Here is a 19,633-nt window from a genome sequence, read left to right as displayed (position 1 = left end):
ATCAAGCGGGCGGAGGTGGCCGGGGACGTCGTGGCGCGGCTCGGGCTGTCGGCCGAGGGCGACGAGTCGGAGCTGGAGGAGCTGGTCAAGGCCCGGACCGTGCGGGCCATGGTCGACTGGCTCACCAGCCGGCTGGACGACGCGCCCGTGGCGCCGCCCGCACCCCGGTCGATACCGGCGCAGAGCCGGACCGAGGCCCCGGCCGGCGGTGATGTCGCGCGGCCGGGCGTCGCACCGACGCGCTTGCTCCCCACGCTGGTTCCCGTCGCACACGAGCCGGTCCGCCCGGCGACGGCGCTCGCGGGCGCCACGCTGGTGGTCACCGGGCGCGGTCCGGCGGCCGACAGCGTCGCCGAGCTGCTGCGCCGGCACGGTGCGACGGTGCGCGCCGGCACGCTCGCCGAGCCGGGCCCGCTCGACGGGGCCGACGGGCTCATCCTGCTCGAGGCGCTGGCGGGGTCGCCCGAAGGGTCGGCGCCGCTGCTGCCCGGCGCGTTCGGGCTGATCAAGCAGGTCCTGGCGGGCAGGCCGCGCTACGTGCTGGCGGCCGCCGACGCGAACGCCGGTGCCTGTACGGACGGGCTGCGAGGCCTGATGCGCACCGTCGCCCGGGAGTACCCGTCGACCGCCGCGCGGCTGGCCATCGTGGACGGCACGGAACCCGCGGACCGGCTCGCCCAGCAGATCGTCGACGAGCTGCTCGCCGGGGGCGATGCGGCGGTGGTGAACCGCAGCGGCCGCGCGCGGCAGACGTACGAGATGGTGCCGGCGAGCCTCGGCCCGCTCGCGGCCGGCGGTGCCGGCCCGGCCGGAGACGGTGTGGCGGAGGCCCGGGCGGTCGGCCTGGACCGCGACTCGGTGGTGGTGCTGGTCGGCGGGGCGCGGGGCATCACCTCCTGGTTCGCTCGGGCGCTCGCCGGGGCGGCCGGGTGCCGCATCGAGCTGATCGGCCGGACCCCGAGGCCGCAGAGGCCGGAGGACCCGGCGCTGGCGGCGGCCACGGACGAGGTCTCGCTGCGGGCGGCGCTCGCGCGCCAGGGCGGCGCCGCACCGGCGGAGATCGCCCGCAAGGCCCAGGCGATCCTGGCCGGCCGGGAGGTCGACGCCACCGTGCGGGAGCTCGGCGAGCTCGGAGCCCAGGTGCGCTACCACGCCCTCGACGTCCGCGACGTGGAGGCGACCGACCGGCTCGTCGCGGCGATCCATCGCGAGCACGGCCGCATCGACGGGCTGGTGTACGCGGCCGGCGTGATCGAGGACAAGCTCATCGCCGACAAGGACCCGCAGTCGTTCGCCCGGGTCTTCGACACCAAGGTGGCCGGCGCACAGGCGGTCCTCGACGCGCTGGACCGGCTCGCCTGCGCGCCGAAGTTCGTGGTGTTCTTCGGCAGCGTCGCGGCGACGTACGGCAACCGCGGTCAGGCCGACTATGCGGCCGCCAACGACGCCCTGGAGGCGATCGGCGCCCGGTGGTCGACCCGCTCCGGCAACCGCTGCCTGACCGTCCACTGGGGACCGTGGGCGCCGGCCGAGGGCCACAGCGGCATGGTCAGCGTGGAGCTCAGCCGGGAGTACGCGCGGCGCGGCGTCACGCTCATCGACCCGCAGGAGGGCGCGCTGAGCCTGCTGGGCGAGCTGGCCTGGGGGGATCCGGCGCTCACCGCCGTCGTCTACACCACCTCGGCCCGGTGACCGCGTTGCGCGACGACGAGACGGCCATCGTGGGCATGGCGGCGCTGCTACCCGGCGCCGCCGACCTGGACGGCTACTGGCGCAACCTGGTCGAGGGCGCCGACGCGATCAGCGAGGCGCCGCCGGCCAGGATGGACCCGCAGTTCTACGACCCGGCGCAGGCGCACCGCCCGGACCGGCTGTACTGCCGGCGGGGCGGGTTCGTCGACGAGCTGGCCACGTTCGATCCGCTGCGCTTCGGCATCATGCCGGCGTCCATCGCGGACATCGAGCCGGATCAGCTCATCGCGCTGCAGGTGGCCGCGGCCGCCATCGACGACGCGGGCGGGCCGGACCGGCTGCCGCCCGGCGACCGGGTCGGCGTGATCCTCGGCCGGGGCGGCTTTCTCAGCCCGGGCCAGATCCGCTACAACCAGCGGGTCCGGATGACCAACCAGGTGGTCGAGGTGCTCCGGGACCTGATGCCCGACCTGCCGGAGGGCCGGCTCGAGGCGGTACGGCGCAAGTTCGAGGAGCGCCTCGGCAAGCACCAGCCGGAGGGCGCCATCGGGGTGGTGCCGAACCTGGCCGCGTCCCGGATCGCCAACCGGCTCGACCTGCGCGGCCCCGTGTACACGCTGGACGCCGCCTGCGCCTCGTCGCTGGTCGCGGTCGACCAGGCGATCGCCGAACTGAGCCGGGGCCGGCTCGACGCCGTGCTGGCCGGCGGCGTGCACCACGTGCACGACGTCGGCCTCTGGTCGATCTTCAGCCAGCTCGGCGCGCTGTCCCGGCGGGGCGAGATCCGGCCGTTCGACAGCGCGGCCGACGGGCTGCTGATCGGCGAGGGCACCGGCATCGTCGTGCTCAAGCGGTTGGCCGACGCGCGGCGCGACGGCGATCGGATCTATGCGGTGATCCGCGGCAGCGGAGTGTCCAGCGACGGGCGCGCGGTCAGCATGGTCAACCCGGCCACCGCCGGGCAGGCGCTCGCGATCCGGCGGGCCTGGGCGGCCGCCGGCCTCGACCCGGCCGCGCCGGACGCGCTGGGCATGCTCGAGGCGCACGGTACCGCCACGCCGACCGGCGACGCCGCCGAACTGGACACCCTCCGCGACGTGTTCGGCCCGCCCGGCAAGGGCCCGACGCCGGTCGTCGGCTCGGTCAAGTCGATGATCGGCCACGCCATGCCCGCGGCCGGCATCGCCGGGCTCATCAAGGCGGCCCTGGCCGTGTACCGCGGCGTGCTGCTGCCCACCCTGCACTGCGAAGACCCGCGCCCGGAGCTGGCGCGCACACGGTTCGCCCCGATCGGCTCCGCCCGGCCGTGGGAGAGCGACGGGCCGCGCCGCGCCGGCGTCAACGCGTTCGGCTTCGGCGGCATCAACGCCCACGTCGTGCTGGAGGAGACGCCGGAAGCGTTCACGTCCCGCCGCCGCGGCACGGGCGCGATCGGCCCGGTGGCGTCGCCCGCGGCGGCGAGCATCGCCGAACCGGACGAGGTGCTGTGGCTGGCCGCGCCCGACCCGGCCGCGCTGGCCCGCCTGCTCGACGCGGACGACACCACGGTCCGCGGCCTCGGCACCGCCCGGGCCCGGCAGGGCGGCGGCGCCGGCGCGCCGGCCGGGGACGAGGGCTGCCGGATCGGCATCGTCAACCCCGACGCCAAGCGACTCGCCACCGCCCGCCTCGCCGTCGCCAGGGGCCAGTCCTGGCGCGGCGCCCGCGACATCTGGTTCAGCCCAGCCCCGCTGCTCGCCGGCGCGGCGCCCGGGCGGCTCGCCTTCGTGTTCCCCGGGCCGGAGGCCGAGTTCGGCCCGCGCACCGCGGACGTCGCGGCGCACCTCGGCCTGCCCGACCGGCAGTGGTCCGCCGCCGACCTGGGCCGGCACAGCGCCGGCCTGGTCGAGCTGGGCACGCTGCTCAACGACGCCCTGCGCCGCATCGGGATCGCCCCGGACGCCGTCGCCGGGTACAGCATCGGCGAGTGGACCGCCGCGGTGACGAGCGGGCAGGTCAGCGTGTCCTCCATCGAGGACGTCCTCGCCGCGTTCAACCCGGCGTCGGTCGACGTCCCCGGCCACGCGTTCGCCGTCGTCGGCCGCGCCGCCCAGCAGGTCGCGCCGCAGCTCGCGCAGTACACGGGCGTCGTGCTGTCCCACGACAACGCACCGGCGCAATGCATCGTCAACGGACCGGAGCGCGAGATCGACCGGCTCGTCGAGGCGCTGCGCGGCGAAGGCTTCGTCTGCCAGAAGTTGCCGTTCCGCTCCGCCTTCCACACACCGCTGTTCGCCGCCGGGCTGGAGTCGATCGGCGCCGCGCTGCGCCGCTGGCAGGTCCATCCCGCCCGGGTACCCGTCTGGTCGGCCACGCTCAAGGCACCGTTCCCGGATGATCCGGAGATCGTGCGCGAGGTGTCCGTGCGGCACATGCTCGAACCGGTCTGGTTCCGCGAGACCATCCAGGCGATGTACGACGCCGGGTTCCGGGTGTTCCTGCAGGTCGGTGTCGGGCAGCTGGCCTCGGTCATCGACGACAACCTGCGCGGCCGCGACCACCTCGCCATACCGGTCAACGTCGCCCACCGCGGCGGCCTGAGCCAGCTGCGCCGCGTCGCCACTGCGCTGTGGGTCGAGGGCGCCGCCCCGGACCTGCGCGCGCTGGACACGGCGGGCACGGGCCACGCGCACGCCGCGGTCGCGGCGCCCGTCACCGCCCGAGCCGCCCGCCGCGGCCCGGCCATGCGGCTGGAACTCGGCGTGCCGCTGGTCCGCCTCGGCGAGGGGGCCGCCGACCTGCTCGGCGTGCCCGTGCCCGCGGCGGCGCCGACGGGCGACCGGGACGTCGCGACGGCCGCGGTGGCGACCCATGCTGCGGTAGCGACCCACGCTGCGGTGGCTGTGCCTGCCGCGGTGGCTGTGCCTGCCGTCGTGCCGGCGCCCCGATCGCCGGCCCAGCCGGCCCTGGCCGCGCTGAGCAGGCTCGCCGGCCAGTCCAGCGCCGCCGCCGAGCTGGCGTCGCTGCTGGGCGGCGCAAACGGCGGCGGCAGCGGGCCCGGCGCGCCGCCGCCGCCGGTGGCGCCGGTGCCGGAGGTCCACCGCACGATCCTGCGGGTCGCCCTCGACACGATGCCGTACCTGCGCGACCACTGCTTCTTCGCCCAGCCCGACGACTGGCCCGAACCGCAGGACCGCTGGCCCGTGGTGCCGGCGACCACCGTCATGCAGCACATGATGGACGCCGCCCGGCAGGCGGTCCCGGGCGCGCGGGTGGTCGCCGTGCGCGACGCCCGGTTCAACCGCTGGTGCGTCGCCGAGCCGGCGCAGGACGTCGAGATCACCGTCAAGCCCGCCGGGCCCGACCGGCTCTCGGTGACCTTCGGCGGCTACTCCCGCTCCACGGTCGAGGTGGCGCCCGACTACCCGGCCGAGCGCCCGCAGGTGTGGCGGCACGACCCGGCCACGGAACGGCCACCGCAGATCAGCGCCGAGCAGATGTACGCCGAACGGTACGTGTTCCACGGGCCCTCGTTCCGCGGCCTGACCGAGGTACACGCCATCGGCGACGCGCACGTCCGCGGCGTGCTGACCGCACCGCCCCCGCCCGGCGCGCTGCTCGACAACGCGTCGCAGCTCATGGGCGACTGGCTGTTCACGACGCAGCCGTTCGGGGCGCTGCCGGTCGGGATCGGGCACGCACGGTTCTTCGGCCCCGAGCCCGCCGCGGGCACGGCGGTCGACTGCGTCGTGCACATCCGCTCGGTCGACGCCGAGCAGGTCGTCTTCGATACGCAACTCGCCGTCGACGGCCGGGTCTGGGCGCAGCTCGAAGGGTGCGTCCACCGGCAGTTCGCCAGCCACCCGGCGATCCGGGCCGCCGAGCGCTTCCCGGGCCGCAACGCGATGTCGCTGCGCCAGCCGGAGGGCTGGACCGTCGCGTTCGACCGCTGGCCCGACCTGGTGACCCGCGGGCTGGCTGCGCGCGGCATCCTCGGCGCCGCCGGGGCGGCCGAGTACGAGCGGCGGCCGCCCAAGGCGCGCAAGCAGTGGCTGCTCGGCCGGATCGCGGTCCAGGACGCCGTCCGCTTCCGGCTGTGGGACGACGGCCACACCGACGTGTACCCGATCGAGCTGTCGGTGCGCAACGACGCGAACGGGCGGCCCCGTGTCTACCCGCGCGCCGGGCACGGCTATCGGGAGTGCGATGTCTCGCTCGCCCACGTCGCAGAGGTCGCGGTCGCGATCGCCGGGCCGTGCGTTCCCGGCGGGCCACCCGACGCTCCCGGCGTGGGCATCGACATCGCCGAGATCACCGACTGCGCGGACAGCACCTTGGCCATCGCGCTGACCGACGCCGAACGACGGCTGCTGCTCGAATCGGCGGCGGCGACCGGCGAGGACCGGCGTGTGTGGTTCGCCCGCTTCTGGACCGCGAAGGAGGCCGCCGCCAAGGCGGAGGGCACCGGCCTGGCCGGTGATCCCAAGCGGTTCACCGTCGTGCAGGCCACGCCGGCGGCGCTGACCGTGGCGGTCGCCGGCCGTATCTACCTGGTCTCCCATCGAGAGATCTCCAACCCCGAGGACCTGCCGCCGCGACGGTACGTCGTCGGCTGGACCTGGGGACCGCAGCCCGTCAACCCAACCAGCCGCCCGGAGCCGGTCCATCCGACCGGCCGCCCGGAGCGGCCCGAACCACGAGAAGGGACATCCCGTGCCTGCTGACCAAACCGCAATCCTTGCCGAGGTCGCCGACATGCTGTACGCGATCCGTGACCACTCCGGCGTCGACGGCGAGATCACGATGTCGACAACGTTCCAGGACGACCTGGAGATGGAAAGCATCGACGTCGTCTCGCTCGCCGGCCGCCTGCAGGTCCGGTTCGGCAACACGGTGAACTTCGCCCAGTTCATCGCCGGCCTCGACCTGGAATCGGCCCGGCACCTGCGGGTCGGGCAACTCGTCGAGCACATCGCCGCCGCACTGGACAGTGCGGACGCCGAGCCCGGCAGGGTGGGCACGCCGGCATGAGCATGGTGCCGGCCAACGGCCTGTCCGTCCACGTGGAGCGGCTCGCCCCGTCCGAGGCGGCGTCCGGCGCGCACGGCGCCGCACCGACCGCGGTGCTGATCCACGGCCTGGCCATGGACACCCTGGCCAGCTGGTACATCACCCTGGCCCAACCGCTCGCGGCCGCCGGCCTCGACGTGGTCATGTACGACCTGCGCGGGCACGGACACACCGAACGCCCGGCGCAGGGCTACGCACTCGACGACTTCGTCGACGACCTGGAAGCGCTGCTGGCCGCGCTCGACATCACCGGCCCGGTCAGCCTGTTCGGCAACTCGTTCGGCGGCACGATCGCGTTCGGCTACGCGGCGCGCCACCCCGAGCGGGTCGCCGCCATCGTCGCGGTCGAGGCCGTCCCGCCCGTCACGGCGTGGCGCGAGCGGATGCCGTGGTGGCTCGCCAACGCCGCCGCGTACCTGCCCGACGACACGCTCGCCGGGATCGACGGGCGTGGCGGCGTCGGCCGGCGGGCCCGGGCCGCTCGCGAGGTGATCGCCACCACCAGCCTCACGAGCGATGTGCTGGCCAGCCGGATTCCGCCGGAGGAGCGCATCGCCGCGATCGAATGCCCGGTCCTGTGCGTGTACGCCGGCGGGGCAACCGTGGGTGCGCTCGCGCCCGACGTGCGCCGGCTGCTGCCGCAGGCACGGATCGTCACCGTACCGGGGGAGAAGCACACGGTCCTCGTCGACCGGCCGGACGCCGTCCGCGACATCGTCCTGCCCTGGCTGCTGCAGTCCGGCGGCCTGCACGCCCGCCGTCACCAACTGGCAAACATTGACCAATAGGAAGTCCCATGGATCCAGCAACCCACGACCATGCCATCATCATCAACACCGGCCGGTGCGGCTCGACCATGCTCTCCGAGCTGATCGCCGAGCAGTCCGACACCCTGTCGGTCCAGGAGTTCCTCATGTGGGTGGCGCCCGGGATCGCCACCGAGAAGGTGCTCACCGGTTCGGCGTACTGGTCGGCCCTGAGCGCGCCCAACGCCCAGCTCGCCACCCTGTTCCGGATCGGCCTCGTGCCGCCCGAGGTGCGCTACCCGGCGCACGGCCGCTGGGCCGGCAATCTCACCGAGCTGCCGCAGATCCTCGCGACCACGCTGCCGAAGATCTCGGCCGATCCCGACCGCCTGTTCGACATGCTCGCCGGGCTGGTGCCCGCGTTCCCGGAGCAGTCGCTGGCGCGGCACCACCGGATGTTCCTGGACCTGCTCACCTCGCTCGCCGGCCGGCGGCGCTGGGTCGAGCGCTCCGGCGGCTCCAGCAACATCGCGCCGGACCTGCTCAGGGACTTCCCCGACGCGAGGATCGTCTACCTGACGCGCGACTGGGCGGACACCGCCCGGTCGATGAGCCGGCACTCCTGCTTCCAGCTCATGCAGCTGCGCGTGGAGTCGGTCGGCCGGTACGGCCTCGACCCGTTCGAGGTCGCCCCCGGCCAGCGGGTGCCGGCGGAGGTGGAGCGCTACCTGCCCGACCGGCTGACCGCCGAGACGCTGCGCGAACGCGGCCAGGACGTCCGGCGCTACCAGGGCCTGTGCGCGTTCCTTGCCAGCCAGGCCGAGCAGGCCATCGCCGACGCGCGGCCGCGCCGTCTGCTGAGGATCGCCTACGAGGACATCGTCGACGACCCGCCGGCCCAGCTCGAGCGGCTGGGCCGGTTCCTCGGCTTCCCGGACTGGCAGCCGTGGGCGCACCGCGTGGTCGGATCGGTCAAGGCGCGCCTCGGGACGCCGGCGACGGCGGCGAGGGCATGATGGACTTCGCGGACAAGGTCGCGCTGGTCACCGGGGCCGGCTCGGGCATCGGTGAGGCATGCGCGGTGCTGCTGGCCGGTCGTGGCGCCAACGTCCTGGTCGCCGACGTGGACCTCGAGGCGGCGACGCGCGTCGCCGAGGCCATCGGCAAGCCCGCCGTGGCCCACGAGGCCGACGTGAGCGACCCCAAGGCGTGCGAGGCGATGGTGGCCGCCGCGGTGGACGCGTTCGGCCGGCTCGACGTCGCCGTGAACAACGCCGGCATCGCCGGGCCGCGGGCGCTCACGGGGGAGTACCCGCTGGACGGCTGGGACGACGTGATCGCGGTCAACCTCAACGGGGTGTTCTACTCGATGCGGGCCGAGATCCCCGCCATGCTCGGCAACGGTGGCGGGTCCATCGTCAACATGGCATCGGTCATGGGGTCGGTCGGCCTCCCACGGTCGGTGGCCTACGTGGCGGCCAAGCACGGCGTCGTCGGCATGACCAAGAGCGCCGCCCTGGACTACGCCAGGCAGGGCATCCGGGTCAACAGCGTCGGGCCGGGCTTCATCCAGGCGCCGATGCTGAGCCAGCAGGGCGCCGCCGGCGTGGCCTACCTGCACCCGACGTGCCGGCTGGGCCGTTGCGACGAGGTCGCCGAGCTGGTCGCGTTCCTCGCCTCCGACCGCGCGTCCAACACGACCGGCTCGTACTTCGTCACCGACGGCGGATACACCGCGCAGTGACGTCGATGCCGTACGACGACCTGGTGGTGCGCGACCCGCCGTCGCCGAACGCGGCGCTGGTGCGGCAGATGCTGCAGCACGCCGCCCTGCGGCGGCCCGACACGCTGGCGCAGCGGCGGATCGCCTACGTTCGGGCCGCCGAGGCGTTCGCGGCGGCGCCGGCCGATCTGGAGGCGGTACCGATCGGCGCGGCATCCGGGACCTGGGTTCGCCGTCCCGCCGCGGGCCGGCCCGTCCTGCTCTATCTGCACGGCGGCTTCTACTGCCTGGGCTCGACCAGGACCCACCTGCACCTGGCGGGGCTGCTGGCCGATCTCGCCGGGGCCGCCTGCCTGGTGCTGGACTACCGCCGCGGCCCCGAGGATCCCTACCCGGCCGCGGTCGACGACGGTCTCGCCGCGCTGGAGACGATCCGTGCCGCGGCGCCGGACAGCCCGCTCGTCATTGCCGGGGACTCGGCCGGTGCGGGCCTGGCGCTGTCGGTGGCGATGCGCGTGCGCGACTCCGGGTGCCGCGCGCCGGACCTGCTGGTGCTGCTGTCGCCGTGGACCGACCTGACCTGCTCCTCCCGCAGCCACCAGGAGCTGGCGGCGGCGGACCCGGTGCTGGCCACCGACGACCTGCGGGCGATGGCCGCCCGGTACGCCGGCGGCGCCGATCCGCGGCAGCCCGGGCTCTCGCCCCTGTTCGGCGACCTCGCCCGCCTGCCACCGGTGCTGGTCCAGGCCGGCGGCCAGGAGGTGCTGCTCGAAGATGCGATCATGCTCGTCGACGGCATCCGGGCGACCGGTGGGCGGGCCGTGCTGCACCACTGGCCGCACATGTTCCACGCCTGGCAGTGGTACCACCCGATCCTGCCGGAGGGCGTCCGCGCACTGCGCGATGCCGGTGCGGCCATCCGGGCGGTTACGGCAGGTGCAGGTACTGTGCCGGATCGAACCGCCGAGTGCGCCGCCAGTACTCCTGCGCCGGGAACGGCCAGTTCTGCGCCGAGCGGCCGGCACTGTTGACGAACCAGCCGCCGACCTTCGAGAAGCCCCAGGCGCGCTCGGCGTTGGCCGCGTCCACCTCGGCGTTGAAGGCATCGCAGACCTCGCGGCGCACCTCGACCGCCCGGTGCGTTGCGCCGAGCAGGTGCCGCACCGCGTCGACCAGGTAGGTGACGGCGCACTCGGACAGGTAGATGATGCTGCCGCCGTGTCCGGCGAGGTTCGTGTTCGGCCCGTAGAGGCAGAACAGGTTCGGGAAACCGGGCACGGTCAGGCCGAGATAGGCGCGGGCATCGCCGTTCCACGACCGGTGCAGGTCGATGCCACCGCGGCCGGTGACCGACATCGGCGCGAGGAACTCCGAGGCGGCGAAGCCGGTGCCGTAGACGATGACGTCGGCGGGGTGCTCGGCGCCGTCCGCGGTCCGGATGCCGTCCGGCGTGATCCGCTCGATCCGCTCGCCCACCAGCCGGACGTTGTCGCGCCTGAGCGTGGCGATCCAGGCGCCGTTGTCGCGCAGGATCCGCTTGGCGCCGACCGGGTAGGCGGGGATCACCAGCGGCTCGAGATCGGGGCGGCCGGCGAGCTGGCCCCGCATGTAGCCGGTCAGCGTCACCCGCAGCGCCTCGTTCATCGCGGAGACGGCCCGCTCGGTCGGCGGGTAGTCCCGGTCGACGACCCAGCCCTCCAGCACGCGGTGCAGCCCGGGCGCGAACAGCCAGAAGCGGTGCCAGGCGGTGTAGTACGGCAGGTGCTCGTACAGCCAGCGCAGCCCCTCGGCGATCGGCTGGTGGTAGTTCAGGGTGGGCCGCAGCCAGGGCGGCGTGCGCTGGAAGATGCGCACCTCGCCGGCCGTCTTGGCGATCTCCGGGACGAACTGGATGGCGCTGGCGCCGGTGCCGACGACCGCGACCCGCCGTCCGGCCAGCTCGACGCCGTGATCCCAGCGGGCGGAGTGGAACGCCGCGCCGGCGAACTCGTCGCGGCCCGGGATGTCGGGCAGGCGGGGCCGGTTGAGCTGCCCGGCGGCCGTCACGAGCACCGTGCTGGTGACCGTGCGTTCGCCGTCGGGCGTGGCCAGGGTGAGCCGCCAGCGGCCCGCCTGCTCGTCCCAGGCTGCCGCACGGACCTCGGTGTCGAACTGGATGTGCTCGTAAAGGCCGTGCTCCTTGGCGAACTCGGTGAAGTACTGCCGCAGCGTCTCGTGGGTGCTGAAGTGGTACGGCCAGTCGGCGCGCTGCGCGAAGGAGTAGCTGTACAGGTGGCTGGCCACGTCGACCCGGCAGCCGGGGTACGTGTTCTCGAACCAGGTGCCGCCGACGTCGCTGTTCTTCTCGTACACGGTGACGGGCACCCCGGACTGGGCCAGCCGGTGCGCGGCGAGCAGCCCGCTCATGCCGGCGCCGACGACGGCGACCTCGACCTCCCGCGCGCCGGGCAGGTCGTCGCGGTTCCAGCCGGGCGCTTTGGGATCCGCGCCGGGCGCCACGATCTCCTCGGCCAGCATCGGTACCAGATCCGCCGTGTCCATGCCCAGGGCCCAGCTGGTGATCCGGCGCAGTGTCGGCGCGTCCGGCGGCGGCACCGGGGCACCGTCGCGCAGCCGGGCGAGCACGCCGGCCGCGAGCGCGCGGGCCTCCTCCCGCTGCCGGGCGGTCAGCCCGCCCTGGGGCAGGAACAGCCAGCCGTCGCAGCGCAGGTCGTCCCGCAGGATCGAGGTGTCGCCGGTCAGGTGCGCCACCGTCATCAGCAGCGCGGGCACCTCGGCGTCGCGGAGGTGGCGGCGCAGTTGTGCGTCGTCGGCATGCATCGTCATCCCAGGTGTCTCCGGTCGGGTCGGCGCAGCCGGCGGCGGACCGTCCATCCGATGTGGACACCCGCTCGCGGCAAGGACCTCGCTGAGCACCGTCGTTCCGCCGTCCGCGCGCTGCACAGCGCCTGCGTCCCGGTGCGCGCCGAGCGTAACACCCTGGTCACGCCCTCCGCGGGCAAAGACCGGACCGGACCGGGCGGGGTCAGCGCGGCTGCGGCACCCGGGCGCGCAGCAGCGCCGCGACCTGCTCGCACCACTCGCGGTTCTCCTGCTCGAACCGGCGGCCGCGCAGGCAGGTCAGGTACGGCCCGATCCGGTCGCCCTGGCGAAGGAACGTCTCCTCGTCCAGCTCACCGCGTAGCCGCTGCAGCATCCGATCGAAGATCTCCACCTTCGCCGCTGCCGCGACCGCGCGCTCGTCGAGCTGGGCGATGATCGGCGCCGGGTCCAGTCGGTCGACGGCCTGGACCATCACCAGCAGGTCCTCGCGGATGGACGACGGCTTCGATGGCGTCGCGGCGAACGCGGCCAGCTCGGCGAGGCCGGCGTCGGTGATCGTGAACAGTCGCTTGTTGGGCCGATCCCGCTGGATGACCTGCCGGCCGGTGACGAGCCCCTCGCGCTCCAGCTTGGTCAGCTCGGCGTAGAGCTGCTGGGGCACCGCGTACCAAAAGTTCGACACCGACACGTCGAAGATCTTGGCTAGCTGATACCCGCTGTACTCGCCGTCGAGCAGCGCCGTCAGCACCGCGTGGCGCAACGCCATCGGCCGAACCTCCCGCTTCCCTCATGGCATAGTCAGTGATATGACTACTCCTATCGCTGACTATAGGAGGTGACGTGAAGACCGTCGAGCAGTTCCGGGCCGCCGTTGAGACCCGGGAGTTGGACGCGTTCGCCGGGCTGTTCAGTCCGGACGTGCGCTTCTTCAGCCCGGTGAAGTTCACGCCGTTCCAGGGGGCGCAGGCCGTCCACGCACTCCTCGGCGTGCTCCTGCGCACGTTCGAGGACTTTCGATATGTCGGGCAGTTGGCCGGCGAGGCCGAGATCGGCACGGCCGGCCGGTCGGCCGAGTCGCACATCCTCATCTTCCGCGCGACCGTGGGTGGCAAGCAGATCCACGGCCTGGACCTGCTCCAACTCGGCGACGACGGCCTGATCGAGGAGTTCACCGTCATGGTCCGCCCGCTGTCCGCGGTCAACGCGCTGAGCGAGGCGGTCCTCGCCGGCCTCGCTGCCGACGGCATCGCCCTGTGACGTGAAAGAACGCGCGATGAAGCTCGGGTACACCACCGGCTACTGGTCCTCCGGTCCACCCGCCGGCGTCACGGAGGCCATCGCGGAGGCCGACCGCCTCGGCTTCGACTCGGTCTGGGCCGCCGAGGCGTACGGGTCGGACTGCCTGACCCCGCTCGCCTGGTGGGGCGCCAGCACCGCCCGCGTACGACTGGGCACCAACATCATGCAGATGTCGGCCCGCACGCCGACCGCCGCCGCGATGGCGGCACTGACGCTCGACCACCTGTCCGGCGGCCGGTTCATCCTCGGGCTCGGCGCCTCCGGCCCGCAGGTCGTGGAGGGGTGGTACGGCCAGCCGTACCCGCGGCCGCTGGCCCGCACGCGGGAGTACATCGAAATTGTCCGCGCAGTCCTCGCCCGCACCGGCCCGGTGGAGTACGACGGCGCGTTCTACCGGCTGCCGCTCGACGGCGGCACGGGCCTGGGCAAACCGCTGAAGTCCACAGTGCACCCGCTGCGGACCGACATCCCGATCCTCCTCGCGGCCGAAGGGCCGAAAAACGTGGCGTTGGCCGCCGAGATCGCCGACGGCTGGTTGCCGTTGTTCTTCTCTCCCAAGGCCGACGGCTTCTACCGCGCCGCACTGGCGGAGGGCTTCGCCCGGCCGGGCGCCCGCCGCGGCCCGGACGCGTTCGAGGTCGCCGCGACCGTGCCGATCGTCGTCGACGACGATGTGGAGCGAGCGGCCGACGGGATCCGGCCATTCGTGGCGCTGTACGTCGGCGGCATGGGGGCCAAGTCGGTCAACTTCCACCGCGACGTCATCGCCCGCCTCGGCTACGAGCGGGAGTGCGACCTCATTGCCGAGGCGTACCTGGCGGGCAACAAGCGGGAGGCCATCGCCGCCGTGCCGACGGCGATGGTGGAGGACATCGCGCTGATCGGGCCGGCCGCAAAGATCAAGGATGAGCTGCAGCGGTGGCGCGACAGTGTCGTCACCACCCTCGTCGTCACGGGCGGCCCGCGACAGCTGCGCCAGATCGCCGAGCTGGTCGGCTGACGTTACGCGTCGAGCCTGCGAGAATCGGGGCTGCGGCGCCGTGCGGCAGTGCATGCCGTCCAGGAGCGAAAGGGCGGGTCGGGGCGTCTGACGACGGTCAGCCCGCCGCGGCGGCGGACTGCAGGACGAGGTCGCGGGCGTCGTTGAGGCCGACGGCGAGCGCGCCGAGCAGGACCGCGTCGGTGCCGAGCGTGGAGACCTCGATGCGCGGCGGGCGCAGGGCGACCAGGTCGCGCAGGCGCTCGGCAACGGGGGCGGTGAGCAGGTCGCCGGGCTGGCTGCCGACGCCGCCGCCGAGGACCACCAGCTCGGGGTCGAGGACCGCGGTGATGCCGGCCAGGGCGTGGCTGAGGTGGTCGACCTCGCGGGCCACGGCGCGGCGGGCGAGCGCGTCGCCGGCGCGTGCGGCGTCGAAGACGTCCTTGGCGGTGTTCACGCCGGTGAGACCTAATCGGCGGGCCATGGCCACGACGCCGTCGGCGGAGGCGACCGACTCGAACAGGCCGCGGCGGCGGGCGGCGGGCTCGCCGGCGAGGGGGTCGTCCTCGCCGACCGGCAGGTAGCCGATCTCGCCGGCCGCGCCGCGGAAGCCGCGGTACAGCTTGCCGTCGATGATGATGCCCATGCCCGTGCCGGTGCCGACCGACACGTACACGAAGTGCCGCACGCCCCGGCCCAGGCCGTAGGTGGCCTCGCCGACGGCGGCGAGGTCGATGTCGTTCTCCACCACGTAGGTGCGGCCCGCGATGCCGGCCAGGCGCTCGACGCTGCCCCGCCGGTTCCAGCCGGGCAGGTTCGGCGCCAGGTGCAGGGTGCCGGTCGCCTTGTCGTGGATTCCCGGGGTACCGAAGACGGCAAGGGTGATGTCGTCGCGGCGGATGCCGGCCGACTCCGCCAGCTCCTCCGCCAGGCCGGTCAGCTGCGCGACGAGGTCGCGGGCCCGCAGGCTGCGCGACGGCTCGTCCTTGCGCGCGGCGATCCGCCCGACGAGGTCGGCCAGCGCCACACGCACGTAGGAGCGCCCGACGTCGACCGCGAACACCCAGCCGGCCTCGGGGCGCACCTCGTAGAGCACCGCCGAGCGACCCGCAGCGCCGGCGCGCAGGCCGACCTGGCGCAGCAGGCCGGCGCGCTCGAGGTTGGCCAGGGCGCCGGCCACGGTCGGCTTGGACAGGCCCGTGTGCTGGGCGAGCTCGGGGCGCGACACGGCGCCGCGGCGGAACGTCTCCGCGAACACGGCGCGCTCGTTCATCACCCGCAGCATGCTGGTCGTGCTCGCGATGGCGGTGGTCTGCACGAGATACAGCCTGCCACACGCCTTCAGAAAGGTCCTTTATCAATTTCGTAAAGGTCCTTGCCAAGGAGGCGAGCGAAGGCCGACGATCCCTGCCATGAGAGCTAGATGGTTCGTCGCAGTGCTGACCGCCGCGGCGGTCCTGGCCGGCGGGTGTGGCAACAACGCCGGCGACAAGCCGGCCGGGTCGGACGCGCCGACGATCGCGCTGTTCCTGCCGGAGTCCAAGACGACCCGCTACGAGGCGTTCGACCGGCCGCTGTTCGAGGCCAAGGTCAAGGCCCTCTGTGCGGCCTGCAAGGTGTTGTACGCCAACGCCGACCAGGACGCCGCCAAGCAACAGCAGCAGGTCGAGGCCGCGCTCGCACAGGGCGCGGACGTGCTGGTGCTCGACGCTGTCGACGCCGGCGCGGTCGCGTCGCTGGTCAACCAGGCCAAGCAGAAGAAGGTGCCGGTCGTCGCCTACGACCGGCTCATCTCCGGCATCACCTACGAGTACTACGTCTCCTTCGACAACGTCCGCGTCGGCGAGATGCAGGGCCAGGCGCTGCTCGACGCGCTGAACAAGACCGGCAAGGCCGGCTCCGGGCAGATCGTCATGATCAACGGCTCGCCGACCGATCCCAGCTCCGCCGACTACAAGAAGGGCGCGCACAAGATCCTCGACGGCAAGGTGCAGATCGGCCGCGAGTACGACACGCCCGACTGGAGCCCCGACAAGGCCCAGCAGGAGATGGAGCAGGCCATCACGGCGCTCGGCCGCGACAATGTCGTCGGGGTGCTGTCGGCCAACGACGGCATGGCCGGCGGCGCGATCGCGGCGATGAAGCGCGCCGGGTACACCACCCTGCCGCCCATCACCGGGCAGGACGCCGAGCTCGCCGCGGTGCAGCGGATCCTCACCGGCGAGCAGTACATGACGATCTACCTCGACATCCGTCAGGAGGCCGAGAAGTCCGCCGAGCTGGCGGTGGCGCTCGGGCGCGGCGAGAAGCCGGCGGCGCCGACCAAGGTGAACAACGGCACCGGCGACATCCCGACGTTCCTGCTGGACCCGACGGCCGTCACCGCCGACAAGATCAAGGACACCATCATCAAGGACGGCTTCTACAAGGCGTCGGAGGTCTGCACCGGCGCGGTCGCCGCGGCCTGCGCCAAGGTGGGTATCCAGTAGTGCTTGCCGCCACCGATGTCAGCAAGCGCTACGGCGCGGTCCAGGCTCTCGACTCCGTGAGCCTGGACCTGCCGGCCGGGCAGGTCGTCGCGCTCGTCGGCGACAACGGCGCCGGCAAGTCGACGCTCGTCAAGGTCCTGTCCGGGGTGGTGACCCCGGACGGGGGCTCGATCGGCCTCGACGGCGACCCCGTGCGCATCGCCAACCCGCACGACGCCCAGCGCCTCGGCGTGTCGACCGTCCACCAGGACCTCGCCCTGTGCGAGAACCTCGACGTCGTCGGCAACCTGTTCCTCGGCGCCGAGCGGCACCGCTTCAGCCTGCTGCGCCACATCCGCATGGAACGCGCGGCCCGCGACCTGCTGGCCTCGCTCGACGTGCGCATCCGCGACATCCGGGTGCCGGTCGCCATGCTCTCCGGCGGCCAGCGCCAGTCCGTGGCGATCGCCCGGGCGCTCATCGGCGAGCCGCGCGTGGTGATCCTCGACGAGCCCACCGCCGCGCTCGGCGTCGAGCAGACCGCACAGGTGCTCGCCCTCATCCGCCGGCTGCGCGAGCGCGGCCTGGCTGTCCTCGTCATCTCGCACAACCTCGCCGACGTCCGCGCGGTCAGCGACCGCATCGTGGTCCTGCGGCTCGGCCGCAACGCCGGCGACTTCGACACCGCCTCGACCACGCCCGAGGCCATCGTCTCCGCCATCACCGGCGGCACCGCGCGGGAGGCCGCATGAGCACCATCGTGAAGCGGCCGAGCGCGGACCGCCGCATGAAAACCATCCTGGAGCGACCGCGCGGCGACCTGGGCGCCTGGCCCGTCGCCGGCGGGCTGGCCGTCATCGCCATCGTGTTCGGCACGCTCAACGAGCACTTCCTGTCCGCCGAGAACCTCACCAACCTCGCTCTGCAGATGGCCGCCACCGGCACCATCTCGCTGGGCGTCATCATGGTGATCCTGCTGGGCGAGATCGACCTGTCGGCGGGCTCCGTCAGCGGCCTGTGCGCGGTCGTCATGACGATCCTGTCGGTGCGCCACGGCTGGAACCCGGTCGCCGCGATCGGCCTCGCGCTCGGCGTGGCCGCCCTGATCGGGCTGGTGCACGGGTGGATGTTCACGCGCCTTCGGATGCCGAGCTTCGTCGTCACCCTCGCCGGGCTGATCGGGTGGCAGGGGCTCATGTTGTACCTCCTGGGCCGCGGCGGCACCATCAACCTGCCCTTCGACGGGTTCATCGCCTCGCTCAGCGACACCTGGCTGCCCCCGTGGGCGGGGTGGCTGCTCGCCGCCCTCATCGTCGGCGGATGGACGGCCGGCTCGCTCGTGCAGCGCCGCCTGCGCCGCCGCGAGGACCTGCCCGTCGGCTCCCCGGTCTGGCTGGCGCTGCGCCTGGGCGGGCTCGCCGTCGCGCTCGCCGCGGCGGTGCTGGTGCTGTCGGCCGACCGCGGGGTACCGCTGCTGCTGGTCATCTTCGGCACGCTCGTCGTCGCCCTCGACCTGATGCTGCGCCACACCGTCTTCGGCCGGCACATGTACGCCGTCGGCGGCAACGCCGAGGCCGCCCGCCGCGCCGGCATCGGCATCGTGCGCATCCGGGTCATCGCGTTCATGGCCTCGGCGGCGCTCGCCGCGTTCGGCGGCATCCTCGCCGCCAGCCGCCTCGCCGCCGTCAACCAGAGCTCCGGCGGCAGCGACACGCTGCTCATGGCGATCGCCGCCGCGGTTATCGGCGGCACGTCGCTCTTCGGCGGCCGCGGCCGCGCCTACGCGGCGCTGCTGGGCATCCTCGTCATCCAGTCGATCACCAACGGCATGCTGCTGCTCAGCGTCGACTCCTCGGTGCGCTACATGGTGACCGCCGCGGTCCTCGCCGTCGCCGTGGCGATCGACTCGCTCGCCCGGCCGGGCCGGCCCCGGTGACGCGGCAGGTCCTGGCGATCGACTTCGGCGGTACCAAGGTCGCGCTCGGCACGGCGGCCGCCGGCGCGACCGGCGACCGGCCGCACGCCACGGTGCGCCTGGACACCCGCGGCGCCGAGGGCGCGGACCAGGTCGTCGAGCGCACCCTGGCCGCGGCCCGGGAGCTCGTCGCCGAGCCCGTCGCGGTCGGCGTGTCGACGTTCGGCGTCGTGCGCGACGGCGTGGTCCGCCTGGCCCCGAACGTGCCCGGCTGGGACGGGCTGCCGCTGCCGCGGCTGCTCGCCGGCGCGTTCGGCGACACGCCGCTGTCACTCGACAACGACGTCAACGCGGGCGCCGCCGCCGAGTTGCGCTGGGGTGCGCTGCGCGGTGCGGACACGGCGCTGTACGTCAACGTCGGCACCGGCCTGTCCGCCGCGCTCGTGGTGGGCGGGCAGGTGCTGCCCGGCGCGAACGGCGCCGCCGGCGAGATCGCCTACCTGCGCGACACCGCCGGCGCGCCCGCCTTCGCCGAGCACCGCGCACCGCTGGAGGAGGCGGTCTCCGGCAGCGCGCTGGCCCGCCGCGGCTCGGCCCTGCTCGGCCGGCCGGTCACCGCCGAGGAGCTCTTCGGCCTGTACCCCGACCCGGCCGTCGCCGTCCTGCTGGACGAGGCCCTGGAGGTCCTCGCGCGCACCGTGGCCAACCTCAGCGTCGTGCTCGACCCGCAGTGCGTCGTGCTCGGCGGCGGCCTCATGGGCGCCGCCGAGCACATCATGCCGCGGGTGGCGGAGGCGCTGCAGCGGGCTGTGCCGTTCCCGCCCCGCCTGGCCGCCGCCCGCTTCGTCGACGACGCGCCGTTGCTCGGCGCCCTCTCGGCGGCGCTGTCCCTGGCGGAGCCGGAACGCACCGTCCGGACGCCGCCCTAGAGCATCCTTC

At 73.8% G+C, this 19,633-nt stretch carries 16 protein-coding genes; 13 read left to right on the top strand and 3 right to left on the bottom strand.

What is annotated here, in order from left to right; all coding sequences use genetic code 11:
- The 7 genes from ABD901_RS39885 to ABD901_RS39855 all read left to right on the top strand — a co-directional run.
- Positions 1 to 1,692: SDR family NAD(P)-dependent oxidoreductase (locus ABD901_RS39885; protein WP_345135528.1), on the top strand; the 1,692-nt coding region annotated here is incomplete at its 5' end.
- A complete protein-coding gene (locus tag ABD901_RS39880) occupies positions 1,689 to 6,395 on the top strand; it encodes a type I polyketide synthase (protein WP_345135526.1) in 4,707 nt (1,568 codons plus the stop codon). The genes ABD901_RS39885 and ABD901_RS39880, both read left to right, overlap by 4 nt.
- Complete coding sequence (locus ABD901_RS39875; RefSeq protein WP_345135523.1) at positions 6,385 to 6,702, top strand: acyl carrier protein; 318 nt, start codon at positions 6,385 to 6,387, stop codon at positions 6,700 to 6,702. Before ABD901_RS39880 ends, ABD901_RS39875 begins: the two co-directional genes overlap by 11 nt.
- Complete coding sequence (locus ABD901_RS39870; protein ID WP_345135521.1) at positions 6,699 to 7,529, top strand: alpha/beta fold hydrolase; 831 nt, start codon at positions 6,699 to 6,701, stop codon at positions 7,527 to 7,529. The genes ABD901_RS39875 and ABD901_RS39870 overlap by 4 nt, the downstream gene beginning before the upstream one ends.
- Before the next feature lie 8 nt (positions 7,530 to 7,537).
- Positions 7,538 to 8,503, top strand: coding sequence for a sulfotransferase (locus ABD901_RS39865; protein WP_345135518.1), 966 nt, complete (start codon positions 7,538 to 7,540; stop codon positions 8,501 to 8,503).
- Entirely contained in the window at positions 8,500 to 9,231 is a 732-nt protein-coding gene (locus ABD901_RS39860; RefSeq protein WP_345135516.1) for an SDR family NAD(P)-dependent oxidoreductase, read from the top strand. Before ABD901_RS39865 ends, ABD901_RS39860 begins: the two co-directional genes overlap by 4 nt.
- A 5-nt stretch (positions 9,232 to 9,236) precedes the next feature.
- Positions 9,237 to 10,241 carry an alpha/beta hydrolase gene (locus ABD901_RS39855; protein WP_345135514.1) on the top strand — a complete coding sequence of 335 codons (1,005 nt, stop codon included), beginning with the start codon at positions 9,237 to 9,239 and terminating at the stop codon, positions 10,239 to 10,241.
- Here ABD901_RS39855 and ABD901_RS39850 read toward each other — a convergent pair.
- The gene (locus tag ABD901_RS39850; protein WP_345135511.1) at positions 10,138 to 12,036 is read right to left on the bottom strand and encodes a flavin-containing monooxygenase; all 1,899 of its coding nucleotides are present in this window, start codon (positions 12,034 to 12,036) and stop codon (positions 10,138 to 10,140) included. The genes ABD901_RS39855 and ABD901_RS39850 overlap by 104 nt on opposite strands.
- 199 nt (positions 12,037 to 12,235) lie before the next feature.
- Complete coding sequence (locus tag ABD901_RS39845; RefSeq protein WP_345135508.1) at positions 12,236 to 12,799, bottom strand: PadR family transcriptional regulator; 564 nt, start codon at positions 12,797 to 12,799, stop codon at positions 12,236 to 12,238.
- 74 nt (positions 12,800 to 12,873) lie between these two features.
- Between ABD901_RS39845 and ABD901_RS39840 the strand changes: the two genes are divergently transcribed.
- Positions 12,874 to 13,290, top strand: a complete 417-nt coding sequence (locus tag ABD901_RS39840) for a nuclear transport factor 2 family protein (protein ID WP_345135505.1) — start codon at positions 12,874 to 12,876, stop codon at positions 13,288 to 13,290.
- Between the two features lie 16 nt (positions 13,291 to 13,306).
- Positions 13,307 to 14,332 carry an LLM class F420-dependent oxidoreductase gene (locus ABD901_RS39835; RefSeq protein WP_345135503.1) on the top strand — a complete coding sequence of 342 codons (1,026 nt, stop codon included), beginning with the start codon at positions 13,307 to 13,309 and terminating at the stop codon, positions 14,330 to 14,332.
- 97 nt (positions 14,333 to 14,429) lie between these two features.
- Here the strand turns inward: ABD901_RS39835 and ABD901_RS39830 are convergent, their stop codons facing one another.
- Entirely contained in the window at positions 14,430 to 15,629 is a 1,200-nt protein-coding gene (locus ABD901_RS39830) for an ROK family transcriptional regulator (RefSeq protein ID WP_345135500.1), read from the bottom strand.
- A 94-nt stretch (positions 15,630 to 15,723) separates the two neighbouring features.
- Between ABD901_RS39830 and ABD901_RS39825 the strand changes: the two genes are divergently transcribed.
- From ABD901_RS39825 to ABD901_RS39810, 4 genes are read left to right on the top strand one after another with little or no spacing between them, the layout of a single operon-like run.
- Positions 15,724 to 16,800, top strand: a complete 1,077-nt coding sequence (locus ABD901_RS39825; protein WP_345135498.1) for a sugar ABC transporter substrate-binding protein — start codon at positions 15,724 to 15,726, stop codon at positions 16,798 to 16,800.
- Positions 16,800 to 17,531, top strand: coding sequence for an ATP-binding cassette domain-containing protein (locus tag ABD901_RS39820; protein ID WP_345135495.1), 732 nt, complete (start codon positions 16,800 to 16,802; stop codon positions 17,529 to 17,531). Before ABD901_RS39825 ends, ABD901_RS39820 begins: the two co-directional genes overlap by 1 nt.
- The gene (locus ABD901_RS39815) at positions 17,528 to 18,715 is read left to right on the top strand and encodes a sugar ABC transporter permease (protein ID WP_345135493.1); all 1,188 of its coding nucleotides are present in this window, start codon (positions 17,528 to 17,530) and stop codon (positions 18,713 to 18,715) included. The genes ABD901_RS39820 and ABD901_RS39815 overlap by 4 nt, the downstream gene beginning before the upstream one ends.
- Positions 18,712 to 19,623, top strand: coding sequence for an ROK family protein (locus ABD901_RS39810; RefSeq protein ID WP_345135492.1), 912 nt, complete (start codon positions 18,712 to 18,714; stop codon positions 19,621 to 19,623). The genes ABD901_RS39815 and ABD901_RS39810 overlap by 4 nt, the downstream gene beginning before the upstream one ends.
- Positions 19,624 to 19,633 lie beyond the last annotated feature (10 nt).

It is taken from the genome of Dactylosporangium darangshiense (assembly GCF_039537565.1).
Lineage (GTDB): Bacteria > Actinomycetota > Actinomycetes > Mycobacteriales > Micromonosporaceae > Dactylosporangium > Dactylosporangium darangshiense.
The sequence above is the reverse complement of the archived record's forward strand: the minus strand, read 5'-3'. Positions and strand labels throughout refer to the sequence as shown.

Bases quoted from the DNA above. Each gene is read 5' to 3' on its own strand.
- ABD901_RS39870 (WP_345135521.1), top strand. From the start codon at position 6,699: ATGAGCATGGTGCCGGCCAACGGCCTGTCCGTCCACGTGGAGCGGCTC.
- ABD901_RS39845 (WP_345135508.1), bottom strand. From the start codon at position 12,799: ATGGCGTTGCGCCACGCGGTGCTGACGGCGCTGCTCGACGGCGAGTAC.
- ABD901_RS39860 (WP_345135516.1), top strand. From the start codon at position 8,500: ATGATGGACTTCGCGGACAAGGTCGCGCTGGTCACCGGGGCCGGCTCG.
- ABD901_RS39850 (WP_345135511.1), bottom strand. From the start codon at position 12,036: ATGACGATGCATGCCGACGACGCACAACTGCGCCGCCACCTCCGCGAC.
- ABD901_RS39835 (WP_345135503.1), top strand. From the start codon at position 13,307: ATGAAGCTCGGGTACACCACCGGCTACTGGTCCTCCGGTCCACCCGCC.
- ABD901_RS39855 (WP_345135514.1), top strand. From the start codon at position 9,237: ATGCCGTACGACGACCTGGTGGTGCGCGACCCGCCGTCGCCGAACGCG.
- ABD901_RS39825 (WP_345135498.1), top strand. From the start codon at position 15,724: ATGAGAGCTAGATGGTTCGTCGCAGTGCTGACCGCCGCGGCGGTCCTG.
- ABD901_RS39865 (WP_345135518.1), top strand. From the start codon at position 7,538: ATGGATCCAGCAACCCACGACCATGCCATCATCATCAACACCGGCCGG.
- ABD901_RS39815 (WP_345135493.1), top strand. From the start codon at position 17,528: ATGAGCACCATCGTGAAGCGGCCGAGCGCGGACCGCCGCATGAAAACC.